The organism is Ruegeria sp. AB10, from assembly GCF_056542745.1.
Map to the genome: position 1 here is coordinate 373,809 of NZ_JBQGAI010000002.1, position 16,718 is coordinate 390,526.

General features: G+C 59.8%; 23 protein-coding genes. 12 read left to right on the forward strand and 11 right to left on the reverse strand.

Annotated elements, in window-relative coordinates; genetic code table 11:
* The first annotated feature begins 17 nt into the window (after positions 1-17).
* Both phaZ and ACR0NT_RS06815 read left to right on the forward strand, forming a co-directional pair.
* Positions 18-1,289, forward strand: a complete 1,272-nt coding sequence (gene phaZ / locus ACR0NT_RS06810; RefSeq protein WP_170672007.1) for a polyhydroxyalkanoate depolymerase — start codon at positions 18-20, stop codon at positions 1,287-1,289.
* Between the two features lie 29 nt (positions 1,290-1,318).
* Complete coding sequence (locus ACR0NT_RS06815; RefSeq protein WP_480442791.1) at positions 1,319-1,879, forward strand: DUF6151 family protein; 561 nt, start codon at positions 1,319-1,321, stop codon at positions 1,877-1,879.
* Here ACR0NT_RS06815 and ACR0NT_RS06820 read toward each other — a convergent pair.
* The 4 genes from ACR0NT_RS06820 to ACR0NT_RS06835 all read right to left on the reverse strand — a co-directional run bounded on the left by ACR0NT_RS06820 (position 1,870) and on the right by ACR0NT_RS06835 (position 5,048).
* Complete coding sequence (locus ACR0NT_RS06820) at positions 1,870-2,586, reverse strand: alpha/beta fold hydrolase (RefSeq protein WP_170672011.1); 717 nt, start codon at positions 2,584-2,586, stop codon at positions 1,870-1,872. The genes ACR0NT_RS06815 and ACR0NT_RS06820 overlap by 10 nt on opposite strands.
* 85 nt (positions 2,587-2,671) lie before the next feature.
* Positions 2,672-3,286 (reverse strand): hypothetical protein, encoded by a 615-nt coding sequence (locus ACR0NT_RS06825; protein ID WP_170672450.1) that lies wholly within the window; start codon positions 3,284-3,286, stop codon positions 2,672-2,674.
* 20 nt (positions 3,287-3,306) lie between these two features.
* Complete coding sequence (locus tag ACR0NT_RS06830) at positions 3,307-4,299, reverse strand: alpha/beta fold hydrolase (protein WP_170672013.1); 993 nt, start codon at positions 4,297-4,299, stop codon at positions 3,307-3,309.
* Positions 4,299-5,048 (reverse strand): alpha/beta fold hydrolase, encoded by a 750-nt coding sequence (locus ACR0NT_RS06835; RefSeq protein WP_170672015.1) that lies wholly within the window; start codon positions 5,046-5,048, stop codon positions 4,299-4,301. The genes ACR0NT_RS06830 and ACR0NT_RS06835 overlap by 1 nt, the downstream gene beginning before the upstream one ends.
* 212 nt (positions 5,049-5,260) lie before the next feature.
* Between ACR0NT_RS06835 and thrS the strand changes: the two genes are divergently transcribed.
* The 5 genes from thrS to ACR0NT_RS06860 all read left to right on the forward strand — a co-directional run bounded on the left by thrS (position 5,261) and on the right by ACR0NT_RS06860 (position 9,940).
* The gene (gene thrS, locus ACR0NT_RS06840; protein WP_170672017.1) at positions 5,261-7,219 is read left to right on the forward strand and encodes a threonine--tRNA ligase; all 1,959 of its coding nucleotides are present in this window, start codon (positions 5,261-5,263) and stop codon (positions 7,217-7,219) included.
* A 222-nt stretch (positions 7,220-7,441) separates the two neighbouring features.
* Positions 7,442-7,729: a BufA1 family periplasmic bufferin-type metallophore gene (locus tag ACR0NT_RS06845; RefSeq protein ID WP_170325388.1), complete on the forward strand. Its 288-nt coding sequence runs from the start codon at positions 7,442-7,444 to the stop codon at positions 7,727-7,729.
* A gap of 71 nt (positions 7,730-7,800) precedes the next feature.
* Complete coding sequence (gene bufB / locus ACR0NT_RS06850) at positions 7,801-8,658, forward strand: MNIO family bufferin maturase (protein ID WP_170672019.1); 858 nt, start codon at positions 7,801-7,803, stop codon at positions 8,656-8,658.
* Positions 8,655-9,416 carry an HvfC/BufC family peptide modification chaperone gene (locus ACR0NT_RS06855; protein WP_170443184.1) on the forward strand — a complete coding sequence of 254 codons (762 nt, stop codon included), beginning with the start codon at positions 8,655-8,657 and terminating at the stop codon, positions 9,414-9,416. The genes bufB and ACR0NT_RS06855 overlap by 4 nt, the downstream gene beginning before the upstream one ends.
* Positions 9,413-9,940, forward strand: coding sequence for a DoxX family protein (locus ACR0NT_RS06860; protein ID WP_170443182.1), 528 nt, complete (start codon positions 9,413-9,415; stop codon positions 9,938-9,940). Before ACR0NT_RS06855 ends, ACR0NT_RS06860 begins: the two co-directional genes overlap by 4 nt.
* Before the next feature lies 1 nt (position 9,941).
* Here the strand turns inward: ACR0NT_RS06860 and ACR0NT_RS06865 are convergent, their stop codons facing one another.
* Positions 9,942-10,310 (reverse strand): hypothetical protein, encoded by a 369-nt coding sequence (locus tag ACR0NT_RS06865; RefSeq protein ID WP_170672021.1) that lies wholly within the window; start codon positions 10,308-10,310, stop codon positions 9,942-9,944.
* 41 nt (positions 10,311-10,351) lie between these two features.
* The gene (locus ACR0NT_RS06870; RefSeq protein WP_170672023.1) at positions 10,352-10,669 is read right to left on the reverse strand and encodes an ArsC/Spx/MgsR family protein; all 318 of its coding nucleotides are present in this window, start codon (positions 10,667-10,669) and stop codon (positions 10,352-10,354) included.
* Between the two features lie 216 nt (positions 10,670-10,885).
* Between ACR0NT_RS06870 and ACR0NT_RS06875 the strand changes: the two genes are divergently transcribed.
* Positions 10,886-11,092, forward strand: a complete 207-nt coding sequence (locus ACR0NT_RS06875) for a cold-shock protein (protein WP_008758035.1) — start codon at positions 10,886-10,888, stop codon at positions 11,090-11,092.
* 81 nt (positions 11,093-11,173) lie between these two features.
* Here ACR0NT_RS06875 and ACR0NT_RS06880 read toward each other — a convergent pair whose 3' ends face one another.
* Both ACR0NT_RS06880 and thyX read right to left on the reverse strand, forming a co-directional pair.
* On the reverse strand, positions 11,174-11,482 hold the full coding sequence (locus ACR0NT_RS06880; protein ID WP_170672025.1) for a hypothetical protein: 309 nt from the start codon (positions 11,480-11,482) through the stop codon (positions 11,174-11,176).
* Between the two features lie 53 nt (positions 11,483-11,535).
* On the reverse strand, positions 11,536-12,447 hold the full coding sequence (gene thyX / locus ACR0NT_RS06885; RefSeq protein ID WP_170672027.1) for an FAD-dependent thymidylate synthase: 912 nt from the start codon (positions 12,445-12,447) through the stop codon (positions 11,536-11,538).
* Positions 12,448-12,623: 176 nt separating this feature from the next.
* Between thyX and ACR0NT_RS06890 the strand changes: the two genes are divergently transcribed.
* Positions 12,624-13,052: a VOC family protein gene (locus tag ACR0NT_RS06890; protein ID WP_170443172.1), complete on the forward strand. Its 429-nt coding sequence runs from the start codon at positions 12,624-12,626 to the stop codon at positions 13,050-13,052.
* On the forward strand, positions 13,049-13,783 hold the full coding sequence (locus ACR0NT_RS06895) for a DUF1194 domain-containing protein (RefSeq protein ID WP_170672029.1): 735 nt from the start codon (positions 13,049-13,051) through the stop codon (positions 13,781-13,783). Before ACR0NT_RS06890 ends, ACR0NT_RS06895 begins: the two co-directional genes overlap by 4 nt.
* Here ACR0NT_RS06895 and ACR0NT_RS06900 read toward each other — a convergent pair whose 3' ends face one another.
* The 3 genes from ACR0NT_RS06900 to ACR0NT_RS06910 all read right to left on the reverse strand — a co-directional run bounded on the left by ACR0NT_RS06900 (position 13,784) and on the right by ACR0NT_RS06910 (position 15,005).
* Entirely contained in the window at positions 13,784-14,281 is a 498-nt protein-coding gene (locus ACR0NT_RS06900; RefSeq protein ID WP_480442798.1) for a MarR family winged helix-turn-helix transcriptional regulator, read from the reverse strand.
* A 77-nt stretch (positions 14,282-14,358) separates the two neighbouring features.
* A complete protein-coding gene (locus ACR0NT_RS06905; protein WP_170672031.1) occupies positions 14,359-14,616 on the reverse strand; it encodes a succinate dehydrogenase assembly factor 2 in 258 nt (85 codons plus the stop codon).
* Complete coding sequence (locus ACR0NT_RS06910) at positions 14,613-15,005, reverse strand: helix-turn-helix domain-containing protein (RefSeq protein WP_170672033.1); 393 nt, start codon at positions 15,003-15,005, stop codon at positions 14,613-14,615. Before ACR0NT_RS06910 ends, ACR0NT_RS06905 begins: the two co-directional genes overlap by 4 nt.
* Before the next feature lie 92 nt (positions 15,006-15,097).
* Between ACR0NT_RS06910 and ACR0NT_RS06915 the strand changes: the two genes are divergently transcribed.
* Both ACR0NT_RS06915 and ACR0NT_RS06920 read left to right on the forward strand, forming a co-directional pair.
* Positions 15,098-16,300, forward strand: coding sequence for a pyridoxal phosphate-dependent aminotransferase (locus ACR0NT_RS06915; RefSeq protein ID WP_170672035.1), 1,203 nt, complete (start codon positions 15,098-15,100; stop codon positions 16,298-16,300).
* Positions 16,301-16,313: 13 nt separating this feature from the next.
* Positions 16,314-16,715 carry a hypothetical protein gene (locus ACR0NT_RS06920; protein ID WP_170672037.1) on the forward strand — a complete coding sequence of 134 codons (402 nt, stop codon included), beginning with the start codon at positions 16,314-16,316 and terminating at the stop codon, positions 16,713-16,715.
* Positions 16,716-16,718 lie beyond the last annotated feature (3 nt).

The window sequence follows — 16,718 nt, forward strand, 5'->3', positions numbered from 1 at the left end:
CAGGAGGCCCCTTTTTCATGCGCTACATGATGACTTACGACTTGATGGAAACGATGCGCAACACCAACCAGTGGATGGGCGCAACTGCCAGCGCCATTGCATCTTACCCCGTCTTCTCGATGGTTCCCAACCCCGCTTTCAGCATGATGGCAGCTTGGGGTGAGGTGACCGAACGGACATTCCAGCGAATGATCGTCAAACCTGATTGGGGTATCCGCACCTTTACCTGCGAGGACGGCAAGGACCATCTGGTCGATGTGACCACCGTTGTCGAACGCCCCTTTGGCGATCTGGTCCATTTTCGGGTAAACGGCCGCGAGGAACAGCCCCGCAAGGTTCTGCTGGTTGCGCCGATGTCGGGGCACTACGCGACGCTGCTGCGGTCGACCGTGAAAAGCCTGCTGGTCAATTGCGAAGTTTACATCACTGACTGGCATAACGCGCGCGACATCCCCGTGTCCGAAGGCAAGTTCGATGTTGAGGACTACACCCTCTACCTTGTCGATTTTATGAAAGAGCTTGGTCCGGACACTCATGTTGTGGCCGTCTGCCAACCGGTTCCGCTGACGCTGGCCGCGACCGCCTATCTGGCCGAGGTCGAGCCCAAGGCGCAGCCCAGCACCCTGACCCTGATCGGTGGCCCGGTCGATCCCGATGCCACCCCGACCGACGTGACCGACTTTGGCCGCCGTGTCACCATGGGCCAGCTGGAAGAAACCATGATCCAGCGCGTCGGCTTCAAGTACAAGGGTGTTGGCCGCATGGTCTATCCCGGCCTGCTGCAGCTGGCATCGTTCATGTCGATGAATGCGGACCGCCACTCCAAGGCGTTCTCGGACCAAATTCAGCGTGTGATGCGCAATGAAGCGTCGGATCACGATGCCCATAACCGGTTCTACGACGAATATCTGGCCGTCATGGATATGACTGCCGAGTTCTATCTGTCCACGGTCGAACGTATCTTCAAAAACCGTGAGATAGCGAAGAATGAATTCGTGGTCGCCGGTCACAAGGTCGATATCGGCAAGATCACCGATGTTGCGGTCAAGACGGTCGAAGGCGCCAATGATGACATTTCGGCCCCCGGCCAGTGCATCGCAGCGCTCGATCTGTGCACCGGCCTGCCGGAGTCGAAAAAGGCCAGCCATGTTGAGCCCGGTGCCGGACACTATGGCATCTTTGCCGGGCGCAGCTGGCGCGACAATATCCGGCCGCTGGTGATCGACTTCATGAACACCAATTCGCGCAAATCCACACGCCGCGCCGCCAACAGCAACAAGGTGGCCTGACCACCATGCGCAGGAGGGCGGCAGAGGGAATGCCCTTCTCCTGCACTTGCAGCACCCTGACCGGGCATATCACCGCTGCTGGTGTCCAAAGTGGCACCCATGTCGCCTGCTATTGCCATGACTGCCGCGCGGCTCAGCTGTATTTCGGACAGCCGGATCCTGCCCCCGGCCCCGTCGACGTCCTGCAAATGAACCCGGAAGACGTCCGCATCGACAGCGGCGCAGAACATCTTGCGCTGATGCAGCTCAGCCCCAAGGGGATGCTGCGATGGTACGCGGATTGCTGCAATGCCCCGATTGCGACGACATCACGGACAGCCAAGTTCCCATTCGCCGGTTTCATCGTCAAACGCATCGCCGATCCCGACAGGCTTGGTCCGGTCACCACCCGTGGTTTTGTTCCACAGCCGGATGGCAAGCAGTCACACGAAAAACTGCGCTTTGCAGCGGTGGGGCTGCTGACGCGCCTGACGAAATCCTGGGTTTCGGGCAGCTGGCGAAACACGCCGTTCTTCAACACCGACACTGGTGAACCCGTGGTGCCGCCAATGATCCTCAGCAAGGCCGAGCGCAAGAAGTTCTACACATAGGCCGCCCGTGCTGGCGCGGTAAGCCATTCAGCCAACGCGTCATTCACAAATCGGGGTGCTTCCAGCGTCGGCAGATGCCCTGCCCCATCGACAACTTTCAATTCCGCGCCGGGGATCATATCCGCCATGAATGCGTGTTTTCGCTGCGGTATCAACGTGTCATGCGCACCGCACAGAACCAGCGTCGGTACCCGGATGCGCCGCAGCTCGCCCTGTTGATCCGGGCGCCGTTGCAGGGCGCGTATCTGACGTTCGAACACCGCAGGCCCCAAATCCAGCGCCATTTCAATCAGGCCGTTCAGAATGGGAATGCGTTTTGGTCCGGGGGCCAGCGTGTCGGACCCGATGATCCGCCGCATCACGTCCTCAAGCCGCCCTGCCTTTGCGCCGACCAAAAGCTCCTCACGCGCGACCGCCAGCTGCGGCGTATCGGCCTGCGCATCCGCCGCCATCAGGCAAAGGCGTGACACCCGGTCCGGCGCGCGGCGGATAAGTTCCAGCGCCACCACACCGCCCATTCCCAGCCCGCCCAGCGCAAAGCGATGCGGTAACTGATCCAGCAGGGCCGAGGCGATTTCTTCGATCCGCTCCCCCACTGAAACCGGCGCAACCATCACCGCGCGCTGACGCGACAGACAGTTGATCTGGGGTTCAAAAATCCGTGCATCGCACATCATTTCGGGCAATAAAACCAGCGGCTCGATCACGCGGGGCCTCGTAAAATTCGACCTTTTCGGCCTGTACTCATTGATTACAGGATGAGACGTTTTACTGCTTCGGGCAAGTTAAACTTCAGGGATAATTGATGCCTCGGAAGGTCGGAAAATCCGCGTATCTCCGGCGTCGCGCCGACAAATCCTCGTCCGGCTCGGCCCCAGGACGCAGCAGACAGCCGCGCGGCACAATATAACTGTCTATGCGACGGAGCGGTTTGGGTCTCCAGACAAGGTTGAAGGCGCAGAGTTTGGGAAAGAACCAGATCTCGGAATAGGCCAGATGCTCGTGCATCCACCACGCCAGATCGCGCCAGTCCCGTCCGGAACCGTACTGATCGGCAAACCACGGAATGACGATCGAGGCGCCCGCAATCCGCGCATCACCCTCTCCCCTGTCCCAGATGTGGCATTCCAGAGGGTTGTCGTTCCGGGCACAGTTCAGCCGGTTTTCATTCCCGAACCGGTTCAGCGAAGGCGAGCGATAACCGGACCGAACCGCGACGCGCCCAAAGGTTTCCTCAAGCGGGTCCAGCAGGATCTGGCAAAACGCGCGGCCGGTTTCGATGGCCAGATCGGGATTGTCCGGAAGGTTCTGTTTTTCATGGAAATTCCCGATCTCGGAATACAGGAAATCCCGCATGAAGAAATGCCGGGACAAACGCACGCGGCCAAGCGTCTCAAGGCTCCACATGCTGCCCGGCTTACGCATCGCTACTCTACACCTATTCCCTTGAGCCAGCCCAGAATGCCGGTCACTGCGGCATCTGTTTGACCCGGCGACATCAACCGCCCGGCGATCACGTGCGACGCGGGATCATCCCCCGGCCCCATCGTCACTAGATTGACGGTTGAGGGACCACCCCAGCTTTCGGCCACCTTATGCGTCCGGTCGGGCCGCACCACCTGATCGTCATCCGAGAACCAGAACAGCGCCGGCACCTGTGCGTCTGAGAAGTCCAGCGCATAGACAGTTTCAACCAGCACAGTCATCGGCACGACCGCCTCCCACGGATAGACCGACGTCCAATAGGTGTTCTGTTCGGGGTCCGGGCCCGAGACGTCCCGCTTCTCGCCCATTACCAACGGCAACCATTCGCGCGCCCAGGGCAGGCCGGGCAGCCACGCGCCGGGCGTGTTCACTCCGAAATTGGGTGAGACAAAGACCATCGCCGCCACGTCCTTGCTGAGTTCCGCATCCAACGCGGCGGCGGCAGCCAGCGTGCCACCGGTCGAGGTCGACATGACCACAACCTTGTCGCCGACCGCCCGCGCCGCAGCCAATCCTTCGGCCATGTCCTGCATCCAGCCAGTCGCGGTTGCCTCGCCCATCGCGCTGCCGACCCGCCCATGACCCTGCAACCGGGTGTAGACCAGATTGGCCCCCAGCGCATCGGCCACCCGATCCGGCACAGGGCGAATTTCTTCGGACGATGCCGAAAAGCCGTGCACATACAGAACCGAAACCGGCGTGCGCTGCTCGTAGAATCCGTCCTGCCAGATAACCCGTTTCTCAACCCCGGGAACGATGTCGTCAAAGACGGATTCCGTGCTTTCGAAATAGACCTGAACCCCCTCGCCGAATTTGCGGGGATCAAAGCGCGGATGCAGATCGACCTCTTCACGCGGCCCGAGCCAGTAGATCAGCCCACCAAGGACAATCAGCACCAACAGCAGGCGACCAAGGACCCATCCAAAGCGCTGCATCAGGATAGCTCCATAACCTCAAGCACCGCATTTTCGATCAGTCCCAGACAGGGACCGTCCGAGAAACGGTGATCGGCATCCTTGACCAGCAACAAGCGCATATCATCCCCGCTGGCATGATCCAGCAACCGCACAGCCGTTTCGGTGGTCACCGCCGTATCCGCCGTGCCCTGCAGGCACCGGACCGGAAAAGGCAGGTCCAGCGCATCGCGCAATACCAACTGTTGCCGCCCGTCTTCGATCATCCGCTTGGAGATGATGTAGGGCTCCATGTAATCCGAGGGCAATTCGACATGACCGACGGTGTCCAGTGCCGCCTTTTGTTCATCGCTAAACGAGGCCCAATAGCCGTCTTCGGTAAAATCCGGCGCAGCCGCGATGGTGACCATCCCCGCAATCCGCTCGGGCATCGCCTTGGCCAGCAACAGCGCCTGCCACCCGCCCATCGACGACCCGACGACAATCAGCGGCCCCTCGGTCAGTTCTGAAACGGCGGCCACCGTGTCCTGATGCCAGTCGCCGATGCAGCCTTCTTCGAACGCCCCCGAGCTTTCGCCATGGCCGGAATAATCGAACCGCAAAAAAGCCTGCCCCCGCGCCTGCGCCCAGGCCTCAAGATGCACCGCCTTGGTGCCCTCCATGTCCGACTTGAGGCCACCCAGAAAAACAAGGGTCGGGCCAGTGCCTTCGCTCTTGTGATAGGCCAACCGCCGCCCCTGCGGTATTTCCAGAAAGTCCGTCGCTGCCATGAAATCCTCTTTCCTTTTCCAGCATCATGCACGCCGCACCCCCAAGTGCAATTCCGCGACCTTCATCTTTTCCGAAATACTCCGGGGAGCGCGAGGGGCAGCGCCCCTCGCTCCGACCCTTGACACGCGCACCACCACCTGCCAAAGCAGCCCGACACATATAACCCGCAACCGGGCGTTCAGTGGGCGCCAAACCGACGAGGAGAGCCGATATGGCCCTGGATTCAAAATCCGTCTCTCTCACTTTTCCCGATGGCAATGCACGTTCTTATGACGCAGGCGTAACGCCCGCGCAGGTGGCTGCCGATATCTCAACCTCGCTGGCGAAAAAGGCAATCTCGGCCACGGTAAACGGCAAGCACTGGGATCTGCAATGGCCCATCGAAGCCGATGCCGACATCGCCATCCACACCATGAAGGATGAAGAGCAGGCCAATGAGCTGATCCGCCACGATCTGGCCCATGTCATGGCACGCGCGGTGCAGGAAATCTGGCCCGCCACCAAGGTCACCATCGGCCCCGTGATCGAAAACGGCTGGTATTACGACTTTGATCGCGAGGAACCATTCACGCCCGAAGATCTCGGCCTCATCGAGAAAAAGATGAAAGAGATCATCAACAAGCGCGACCCCGTCACCACCGAGGTCTGGGACCGTGACCGCGCGATCGAGTTCTACAAGGCCAATAACGAACCCTACAAGGTTGAGCTGATCGAAGCCATCCCGGGCGATGAGCCACTGCGCATGTACTGGCACGGCCACTGGCAGGATCTGTGCCGTGGCCCGCACCTGCAGCACACCGGCCAACTGCCCGGCGACGCGTTCAAACTGATGTCCATCGCGGGCGCCTATTGGCGTGGCGACAGCGACCGCGCGATGTTGCAGCGCATCTATGGCGTGGCCTTTACCGGAAAGGAAAAGCTGAAAGCTTACCTGCATATGCTGGAAGAGGCCGCCAAACGCGACCACCGCAAGCTAGGCCGCGAGATGGACCTGTTCCACATGCAGGAAGAGGCTCCGGGCCAAATCTTCTGGCATCCCAACGGCTGGACCATCTACACCCTGTTGCAGGACTACATGCGCCGACAGCAGCGCAAGGGCGGGTATGTCGAGGTGAACACACCGCAGGTCGTTGACCGCAAGCTGTGGGAACGGTCCGGCCACTGGGACAAGTATCAGGAAAACATGTTCATCGTCGAAGTGGACGAAGAACATGCCCGCGAGAAAGCCGTTAACGCACTCAAGCCGATGAACTGCCCCTGTCATGTTGAAATCTTCAAACAGGGCCTGAAATCCTATCGCGATCTGCCGTTGCGCATGGCCGAATTCGGATCGTGCAACCGGTACGAACCCTCGGGTGCATTGCACGGCATCATGCGCGTGCGCGGCTTTACGCAGGACGACGCCCACATCTTTTCGACCGAAGAGCAGATTGAGGCCGAAACCGCCGAATTCATCCGTTTCCTCAGCGTGATCTATAAGGATCTGGGTTTCGAAAAGTTTGCGGTGAAATTCTCGGACCGTCCTGAAACGCGGGCTGGTTCGGATGAGGTCTGGGACAAGGCCGAATCCGCCCTGCTTTCTGCAACCCGAGCAGCCGGGATCGAGCCGGAACTGAACCCGGGCGAAGGCGCCTTCTACGGTCCAAAGCTGGAGTTCGTCCTGACAGACGCCATCGGTCGCGACTGGCAGTGCGGCACCTTCCAGGTGGACTTCGTTCTGCCTGAACGTCTGGACGCCACCTATATCGGCGCCGACGGCGGCAAACACCGTCCGGTCATGCTGCACCGCGCAACGCTGGGTTCGTTCGAACGCTTCATCGGGATCCTGATCGAAGAACACGCGGGCAAGCTGCCGTTCTGGCTGGCCCCGCGTCAGGTCGTTGTCGCCTCAATCACGTCCGAGGCGGATGACTATGTCATGGAAGTGGTCGAAACTCTCAAGGCCGCTGGTGTCCGCGCTGAGGCGGATATCCGCAACGAGAAGATCAACTACAAGGTCCGCGAACACTCGGTCGGTAAAGTGCCCGTCATTCTGGCCGTCGGCCACCGCGAGGTGGAAGAACGCACCGTCAGCGTCCGGCGTCTGGGCGAAAAACAGACGCAGGTTCAACCGCTTGACGTTGTAACAAATGAGTTGTCGCGGGCGGCCACCCCGCCCGACCTGCTGTAACATTCGGCACCATATTGCCGACAATCCGGCCCCGATATTGGGGCCGGATTGAAACAATTACCATTTTTCATTTCAAAAACAATTTGTTAACCTTCAAGGGGGCATGTCATGTCCTGACGGGGTTGTGAGACACGGGCTCGTGAATTCAACTGCAGCCCTGCAAGCACTACCTTTGTCATTGTCACAAGCAGACATACGCAGTCATCAAAAGGGATTACCGAGATGTCGAACACCGCAAAAACCCTGGTTATCGCAAGCGCAGTCGCAGCCGCCGTTTCGGGCGCCGCAACCACTGCCACCGCACAAGCCAAAGAGAAATGCTATGGCGTATCGCTGGCCGGTCAGAATGACTGTGCCGCTGGCCCCGGCACCACCTGCGCGGGCACCTCGACCGTGGACTATCAGGGCAACGCATGGACCCTGGTCGACGCGGGCACCTGCGCCGATATCGAATTGCCGGACAACCGTAAGGGCTCGCTGGAACCGCTGGATCGCGACCTGCCGGCATAAGTCCAGGCTTTCAGGAACCGAAGGGGCGGGCCATATCGCCCGCCTCTTTTTCGTGATCGGAGAGCACGCACATGTTGGACCATACGACCAGACCGAACAATCTGCCGGCCGCGCCGGGCGTCGGCTACAAACCCCAGCACTTTACGCAGATTCTGGACCACGCCAACCCCGTCGCATGGCTTGAGATTCACGCCGAAAACTACCTGGGCGACGGTGGCCGTCCCATTGCACAGCTGCGCCACCTGTCCGAGCAATTCCCGATTTCCGTCCACGGTGTCGGCCTGTCGATCGGCGGCGAAGGTCCGCTGGATGCGGATCACCTGGCCCGTCTGAAACACCTAGTCGGCTGGCTGAACCCTGCCAGTTTCTCGGAACATCTGGCCTGGTCTACCCATGACAGCCATTTCCTGAACGACCTGCTGCCCCTGCCCTATACAGATGCGACCTTGGTGCGCGTCTGTGATCATATCGATCAGGTACAGGACACCGTCGGACGGCAGATGCTGCTGGAAAACCCCTCCAGCTATCTGGCATTCGAGGAAAGCACATGGTCCGAGCCGGATTTTCTGCGCGAGATTGCGCGTCGTACGGGCTGCGGCCTACTGCTGGACGTGAACAACGTCTTTGTCTCGGCCACCAATCTGGATTTCTCACCGCAGGGCTATATCGACGCCTATCCGCTGGACAAGGTGGGTGAGATTCACCTTGGCGGCCATGATGAGGATGAAGATGATCACGGTCACCCGCTGCTGATCGACAGCCACGGGCGCGAAGTGGTCGATCCGGTCTGGTCTCTGTTGGATTACGTGCTTGAACGCTCGGGCCCGAAACCGGTGCTGATCGAGTGGGACACGGACGTCCCCGACTGGCCCATTCTGCGGACCGAGGCAGAGCGCGCACAGGCGGCCCTGGACCGCATCCCGGCATGAGCGTCTCGCAAACAACCTTCCATTCGGCGTTGCTGGACCCGGCGGCAGCTATCCCCAAGGGGTTGCTGGACGCCGCCGCGCAACCCGCAGGACGCCGGTTCAGCGTGTACCGCAACAACGTGGCCGTGTCCCTGACCGAGGCGATGCATCAGGCCTTTCCGGTTATCACCAAGCTTTTGGGTCCCCAGAACATGGATGGCCTGTCGGGGATTTTCCTGCGCAAACATCCCCCCTCTTCGCCCCTGATGATGTTCTATGGAGAGGCGTTTCCGGATTTCCTGACTGGAATGGAGCAACTTGCCCATCTGGGCTACCTGCCCGACGTCGCGCGGCTGGAGCTGTCGCTGCGCCGGTCGTACCACGCGGCCGACAGCACACCCGCCCCGGCGGATGCGCTGGCCCTGCCGCCAGAAGATATCATGCGGGCCCGGCTGGGGTTTGCCCCCTCAATGCAGGTTCTGGGTTCGGACTGGCCGATCTACTCGATCTGGCGCTTCAACACCGAAGAGGACGCGCCGAAACCCGCGCCCGGCCCCGAGGCCGTTCTGGTTACCCGGCCCGACTATGACCCGATCCCGCATCTGCTGCCCACTGGCGGCGCGCATTGGATTGCAGGCCTTCAGGCCGGACAAACCATTGGTGACGCGTTTGAAGAAACCGCGACCAATTTCCCCGATTTTGACCTTGGGGCCACTCTGGCGCTGCTTTTGGAAGGCGGCGCAATAACCTCTGTGACTATCGAAAGGCTGGCGACATGACTGCCCTGATCTCATTGCACAACAACACCCTGGGACGGTTGGAAATGACCGCCGGCTGGTTGACACCAACTCTGGCCCGGGTGGTCTTTGCGGCGACGCTGCTTGTGTACTACTGGAACTCGGCGAAAACCAAATTGGGTAGCGGGTTCTTTGGCTTTCTTTCCCCGTCAGACGGCGCCTACGTCCAGATCTTCCCCAAAGCGATGGAAGCGGTCAGCTATGACAGCTCGCAACTGAGCGTCATTCACTGGGCGATTGCCGTTGCGGGTACCTGGGCCGAGTTTTTGCTGCCCGCGCTGATCGTGATCGGCCTGCTGTCGCGGTTTGCCGCTTTGGGCATGGTCGCATTTGTCTGGGTTCAAACCATCGTGGACGTCAACGGGCACGGCACTGAACTGGGCAGCTACTTTACCAACGCCGTGAGTCTGCTGGACGACCGGACGCTGTGGACTTTCCTGCTGCTGGTGATCGTGATCAACGGTGCAGGACCGCTGTCGCTGGACCGTATCCTGCGCATCAAGTGATTTAGAAATGTGCTTTGGGCTCGTCCGGTTTACCCGCGGCCAGCCCAAGCAGGCCCGCCACGGCCGCAAACGCCACCGGGAACATGGTGAACACGTTAAAGCCAAAGGCGTAATACATTCCGGCGGCTGAGATCAGCAGCAACGCGCCTCCGACCAAGGCCCTTGCATGGGCCATCGCACCACCGGCAATGGCCAGCAGAGGCGCGATGATCGAGGCCATTTGTATGACCTGCGCGTTGTCCACTTGCTCGGCCAGGCCCTCAATCTCACCATAAGTGTCGATCAGTTCGACATAGCCATAGCCGACAAAGCCCACGATCATCCCGATCAGACCGGCAATGACGCCCAGAATCATAGCTGCGTTGCGCATTCAAAACCCTCTAACTTGCGTCAATTCACATAGTTACCCGGTCACGCAACGCCAAGCCCCTCTTTCGTTTCCGCGCGCCAGCCCAGATACAGCGTGCCGTTATGCTCGATCAGAGGGCGCTTCATCAGGGTCGGATTGTCGGCGATCAAATCCAAGGGCGGGCGCGCACGTTCCGCATCGTCCAATCCACGCCAGGTTGTGGAACGGGTGTTGAGCAAAGCCTCGCCGAAGGCATCAAAAGCCCGCGCAAGCACGGAATCCGGTACGCCGTCGACCCGAACGTCGATAAATTCTGCATCTGGAAGTGATTTCAAAGCCTTGCGGCAAGTATCACAGGTCTTCAGGCCAAAAAGGCGCATCTGCGGGGGTCTCCTGTATCTGGTTCAATTTTTGGCAATTTTGCCTGATTGTTTCGGTAATTCTTGATTTTTTACTTCACCGTGCAATGTTGAAAAAGACGAAACACGCAATCCGGGCTGTATCGTGTGGGCGATACAGTGATGTGTTGCGGTGGCGTCAACCACTACCCCCACCAATTTTGTGGGACAACGTGAAAGTAGAAGGAGACACGGGAAATGCCAACTGGCACCGTGAAATGGTTTAATACCACGAAAGGCTACGGGTTTATTGCCCCCGATGAAGGCGGCAAGGACGTATTTGTTCATATCTCGGCCGTTGAACGGTCCGGTCTGACCGGGCTCGCTGACAATCAGAAAGTCTCGTACGAGCTGCAAGACGGACGTGACGGCCGCCAAATGGCAGCTGATTTGAAGCCACTGTAAAACAACCGCATTCTGCGGGTTATCAAAACAGGCCAACGGCCAATTACCGGCCGTTGGCCGACTTTCAAAGGTTAGCGAACCTTACCCTCGCGCTGGGTCAACCTTGGCATGAGTGTACCAGTTTTCGCCCATCGCAACGATGCAGGACATCCCGGTCGCATAGGTGACCACCATGGTCCAGTCACCGGATTTGCTGGTCCAGACCTCCATCAGTTGCTCTGGCCCACGAATACCGGTCGCCGCACGTTCCGCGCCGAACTGACGTTCAAGCTTTTCGTGCATCCGGTCTGTCGGCTCGCAAATCACCTCGGCGATCGGGGATTTGGCCTGCGCGGCCGGTGCCAGCACAAGGCACAGGAAAGTGGTTCGGACTAAGGCAGAAAGCGTCATGAGTTGAATGTAACAACTTCATGACGCACTGTATAGACAAGCGCTATGCGCGATCAGCCTTCGCGGATGACGGCCTCGAACTCGCGCCATTCCCGCGCGGTCATGCCCGAGTTCTTTTGCGTGACCGTCTCACCCGCCAGCATCCGACGCAGGCTGTCGACCATCTGCGCCGAGAGGTTGACCGCATCCAGGCGATAATCCTCGAAAGCTTTGTAGGCAAAGGGCACCCAATCGGCGACGATCTTGCACATGGTGTCGGCATAGACCCGGATTTCGTATTGAGCATGCGGGTCAGCACGCAGGCGCAGGAAGTGGAACAGATTGTGCAGATCGACCTTCCAGTACCATTGCGTATAGATATTCGCGGGCAGGTTCATTCGCGCCAGTTCACGCGCCAGCCCCTGCTGACCATCCTGACTGATCATCGCCTCATAGTTGTCGTAGCACCGCGCGCTGTCGGCCTTGAGCATTTCAAGAACGCGCGCGGCCTCTTCGCCTTGCAGCGCGTCGCCGCGGCCCTGATTGTTCACCTCGGACTGCGCGGCGACGTGGTCGGGCGCGGGGATGTAGAATTCCCGGTCCAGGATCGAATAGCGTGCGGAGTATTCGTTCACATTTGCCGTGCGGTGGCGAATCCATTGCCGCGCCACGAACACGGGCAGTTTGACGTGCAACTTGATTTCGCACATCTCGAACGGAGTCGAATGCCAGTGACGCATCAAATAGCGGATCAGGCCCTCATCGTTCTGCACCGACTTGGTACCTTTGCCATAGGACACCCGCGCCGCCTGGCAGATCGCCGCGTCATCGCCCATATAGTCGATCACACGCACAAAGCCGTGGTCCAGCACCTGATGCGCGGTATACAGATGCTCTTCCATACCCGCAGCCACAACGCGGCGTGTTTGATGCGATTGCGCCCGTTGCGCTTCGATCTCGGCCAGTTGGTCAGAGGACAGCGGCATGAAATTTCCTTTCCAGCAATGAGTCGTGCACCACTATATCTCGACAACTCACCGACCGGAACCGCGATATGTGCGCTCATTTCCGCAATTTTCAAAATGTGTCCGTGCTGCCCCTCGACTTGCATAACCTGCGCGCTAAGCTGCTGCGCATCACCTGAACGGAAAGGAAGCCACACATGGGGCTGAGATATCTTCACACCATGGTCCGCGTGAAGGATCTGGAGAAGTCGATTGCGTTTTATGAGCTGCTGGGACTGAAGGAAACACGCCGCTACGACAGCGAATCCGGACGGTTCTCACTGATCTTCATGGCACCCCCGGGGCAAGAGGATCGGCCGATCGAGCTGACCCATAACTGGGACGGCGACGACACCCTGCCCAGTGACAGCCGCCATTTCGGGCATCTGGCCTACGGTGTAGATAACATCTACGAGGTCTGCCAGCACCTGCAGGACAATGGCATCGTGATCAACCGCCCGCCGCGCGATGGCCGCATGGCGTTTGTGCGGTCGCCCGACAATATCTCGGTCGAGCTGCTGCAGAATGGCGATGCGCTGGAACCTGCTGAGCCTTGGGCCAGCATGGACAGCACCGGCCACTGGTGATCCGCTCGTTGACAGCACTGGGGCTGGCCGCCTTGGCCAGCCCGCTTCGGGCCGAAACCTGCCGTCTGGCCCTGGCTTTGGCCATGGATATCTCAACCTCGGTGGATGCAGACGAAGACGCCCTGCAGCGGCAGGGGCTCGCCGCCGCCCTGGTTGCGCCCGAGGTGACCGAGGCCTTCTTTTCCTCGCCCATGCCGGTGGCGTTGGCCGTGTATGAATGGAGCGGTCGATCCACGCAGCGCGTCATTCTGAACTGGACGATGATCAACACGCAGGCCGACCTGCTTGCGGCGGCAGCAACCGTGCAGCAATCGGTTCGGTCCGACAGCAGCTCGGCCACGGCGATGGGGTATGCGCTGGCCTTCGGGGCGACCCTGATGCAGCAGGCCCCACCTTGTCTGTTCCAGACCATCGATCTGTCGGGGGACGGGTCAAACAATGACGGCTATGGGCCGGATTCGGCCTATCGGCACTTTCCCTTTCAGAACACTGTGGTCAACGGGCTGGTCATCAATGCCGCCGATTTCGAGGGCGAACTTTACCTGATCCCCTTTTTCGAAAACAACGTCTTGCACGGACCCGGAGCCTTTCTGGAAATCGCGCAAGGGTTCGAGGATTTCGAACGCGCGATGCGGCGCAAGCTGGAACGGGAACTGACGGGATTGCAAATCGGCGCGCTGCAGGAAGGAACGCGGGGACAGGCCCCGCGCAAGTCCACCAAGCACCCCTGATCAGTAGATATACCGGATCTGGTCCGTCCAATACCGCTCGACCCGGCGCAGAGAGGTGGTGATATCGTCGATCCCTTCCAACCCCAGCACGCCGCGGGTCTGCAACCCTTCGGCGTGGCGCGAGAACAGTTTGGAGACGATATCGCGGATTTCCCGCCCGCGTGGCGTCAACCGCACCCGGACCGAGCGTCTGTCGATCTCGCATCTCTGGTGATGCATATAGCCCATTTCCACCAGCTTCTTGAGGTTGTAGCTGACATTGCTGCCCTGATAGTAACCGCGGCTTTTCAATTCGCCCGCGGTCACCTCATGATCGCCGATGTTGAACAGCAGCAGGGCCTGAACAGCGTTGATCTCCAACACCCCGACACGCTCGAACTCATCCTTGATGACGTCCAGCAGCAGCCGGTGCAGCCGCTCGACCAAAGCGAGCGCCTCGAGATAGCTGGTCATAAAACCCTTGGTTTCCGGCGCGGAGACCTGCATTTCCATACTCATCCGATCCTCCGATTCAGTCGCGCTGTTTCAGGCAGCATGAATCGAAATCCCGAAAAATCGGTTAAGCCGGATTTTCTTTATTTTTGAAAGGTCTGTGCAATGTCAGCGATAAGGTCGGAAAAAACTCCGGGCGGTTGCACCTGACCCGTAACCCATTGATAGAGGTCCTGATCGTTTTCACGCAGCATGGCGTCGTACAGATCCAGACCGGCTGTATCCATCTTGTCCAAGTTGCGCGCGGCATAGGCCGAAAGGATCAGGTCCATCTCTTTGATCCCACGCCGCATCGACCGCATCTGCATACGCTTGATCCGGACCTCTCGTGTTTCGGTCACTGGGCCTGCTCCAACATCAACCGCAGCCGCTTTTCCAGCCGCGCGGCGCGTTCGGCGCTTGCGCGCATCTCGCCGCGGATGGCGCGCAGTTCCGCAACCGCGTCCACCAGTTCCAAATCGCCCCCAGCCTCTTCAACCGGGGCTTCCATGCCCTCACCTTCGCCGGTCAGCAACCACATGATCGAGACGTTGATCATGCCCGCCATCATCGACAACCGGTTGGCGCGCGGCTCGGACAGATCGTTTTCCCAAGCCGCGATCGTCGCCTTTTTGACCCCCAGGCGCCGGGCCAGTTGGGACTGTGACATACCGGCGGCTTCACGCGCGCCTGCCAGCCTGTCCCCGAATGTCGCTGCGTCTGCTCCGTACCAGTCGTTTTCTTCGTTCATCGGGGTCTCCTAATTCAGTTTTTCATACGGCTTGATCGTCATTCAGGCGCACCCTATGACAGTCAGGTTGAACATACAAACCGAGGCCGACCATGAGTTTCCTGTCTGCGACACTGTCACGCGTAAAACCCTCTCCGACCATTGCGATGACAGCAAAAGCGGCTGAGCTGAAAGCCGCCGGTCGCGACGTGATCGGCCTGAGCGCGGGTGAGCCCGACTTCGACACACCGCAGAACATCAAGGACGCAGCTGTGGCCGCCATCGCAGCGGGCAAAACCAAATACACAGCGCCCGACGGCATCCCCGAACTGAAACAGGCTGCCTGCGCCAAGATGAAACGCGACCACGGGCTGGACTACACGCCCGCGCAAATCTCGGTCGGCACCGGTGGCAAACAGACGCTTTACAACGCGCTGATGGCGACGATGAACGACGGTGATGAGGTTATCATCCCTGCGCCCTATTGGGTCAGCTATCCGGATATGGTGCTGCTGGCCGGGGGAACTCCGGTTGTGGTCGAAACGACGCTGGAGAACAGTTTCAAGCTGACCGCAGATCAGCTTGAGGCGGCGATCACGCCAAAGACCAAGTGGTTCATCTTCAACTCTCCGTCGAACCCGACCGGTGCCGGGTACAGCCGCGCGGAACTGACAGCCCTGACCGATGTGCTGATGCGCCATCCGCATGTCTGGATCATGTCCGACGATATGTATGAGCACCTCGCCTATGACGGGTTCGAATTCTGTACCCCCGCCGAGGTCGAGCCCGGCCTCTATGACCGCACGCTGACCTGCAACGGTGTGTCCAAAGCCTATGCCATGACCGGCTGGCGCATCGGCTATGCGGCCGGCCCGGTCGAGATCATTGCGGCGATGCGTAAGATCCAGTCGCAATCAACCTCGAACCCCTGCTCGGTCAGCCAATGGGCGGCGGTCGAGGCGCTGAACGGCACACAGGCGTTTCTGGCCCCGAACAACGAGACCTTCAAACGTCGCCGCGATCTGGTCGTACGGATGCTGAACGAAATCGACGGCATCACCTGCCCCACGCCCGAAGGCGCGTTCTATGTCTACCCATCGATCGCCGGTCTGATCGGCAAGACAACCCCGGCGGGCACCGTGATCGACTCGGATGAGGCATTCGCCACCGCCCTGCTGGAAGAGGCAGACGTCGCCGTCGTGTTCGGCGCCGCCTTCGGCTTGTCGCCGAACTTCCGCGTCAGCTATGCAACCTCGGACGAGGCCCTGTCCGAAGCCTGCACCCGCATTCAGCGCTTCTGCGCGTCCCTGACCTGAGCCGGAGGAACCGATGACCGCAGAACTGCCAGAATACTATTTCCGTATCCGCGAGAACGGCGCGGTGGTTTTCAGGATCGACACCGAAAACCGCCAGCGGCGGATCGAAATGGATCAGATCGCGGTCATCAACATCCGCAACGGCGAGGTGAAACCGCAAGGCCAACGCACCCTGACCGAGGCCGATCAGGCAGAAATTGCGCGCTGGGTGGAGGACCGCAAAGCCCTGCTGGCGCAGCGCGATATCGACGACATCCACCGCGCGGTCGATTACATGAACCTGACGACGCAATGGGCACAGTCCAAGGCGACGGATGATCAGCTGGAGGATGTGACCGACCGGTTACTGCTGGCGATGCACGATCTGCGTACCGTTCTGGTGCGCAAAAAGGCGGATCGGCTCAACAGGGGGTGATCT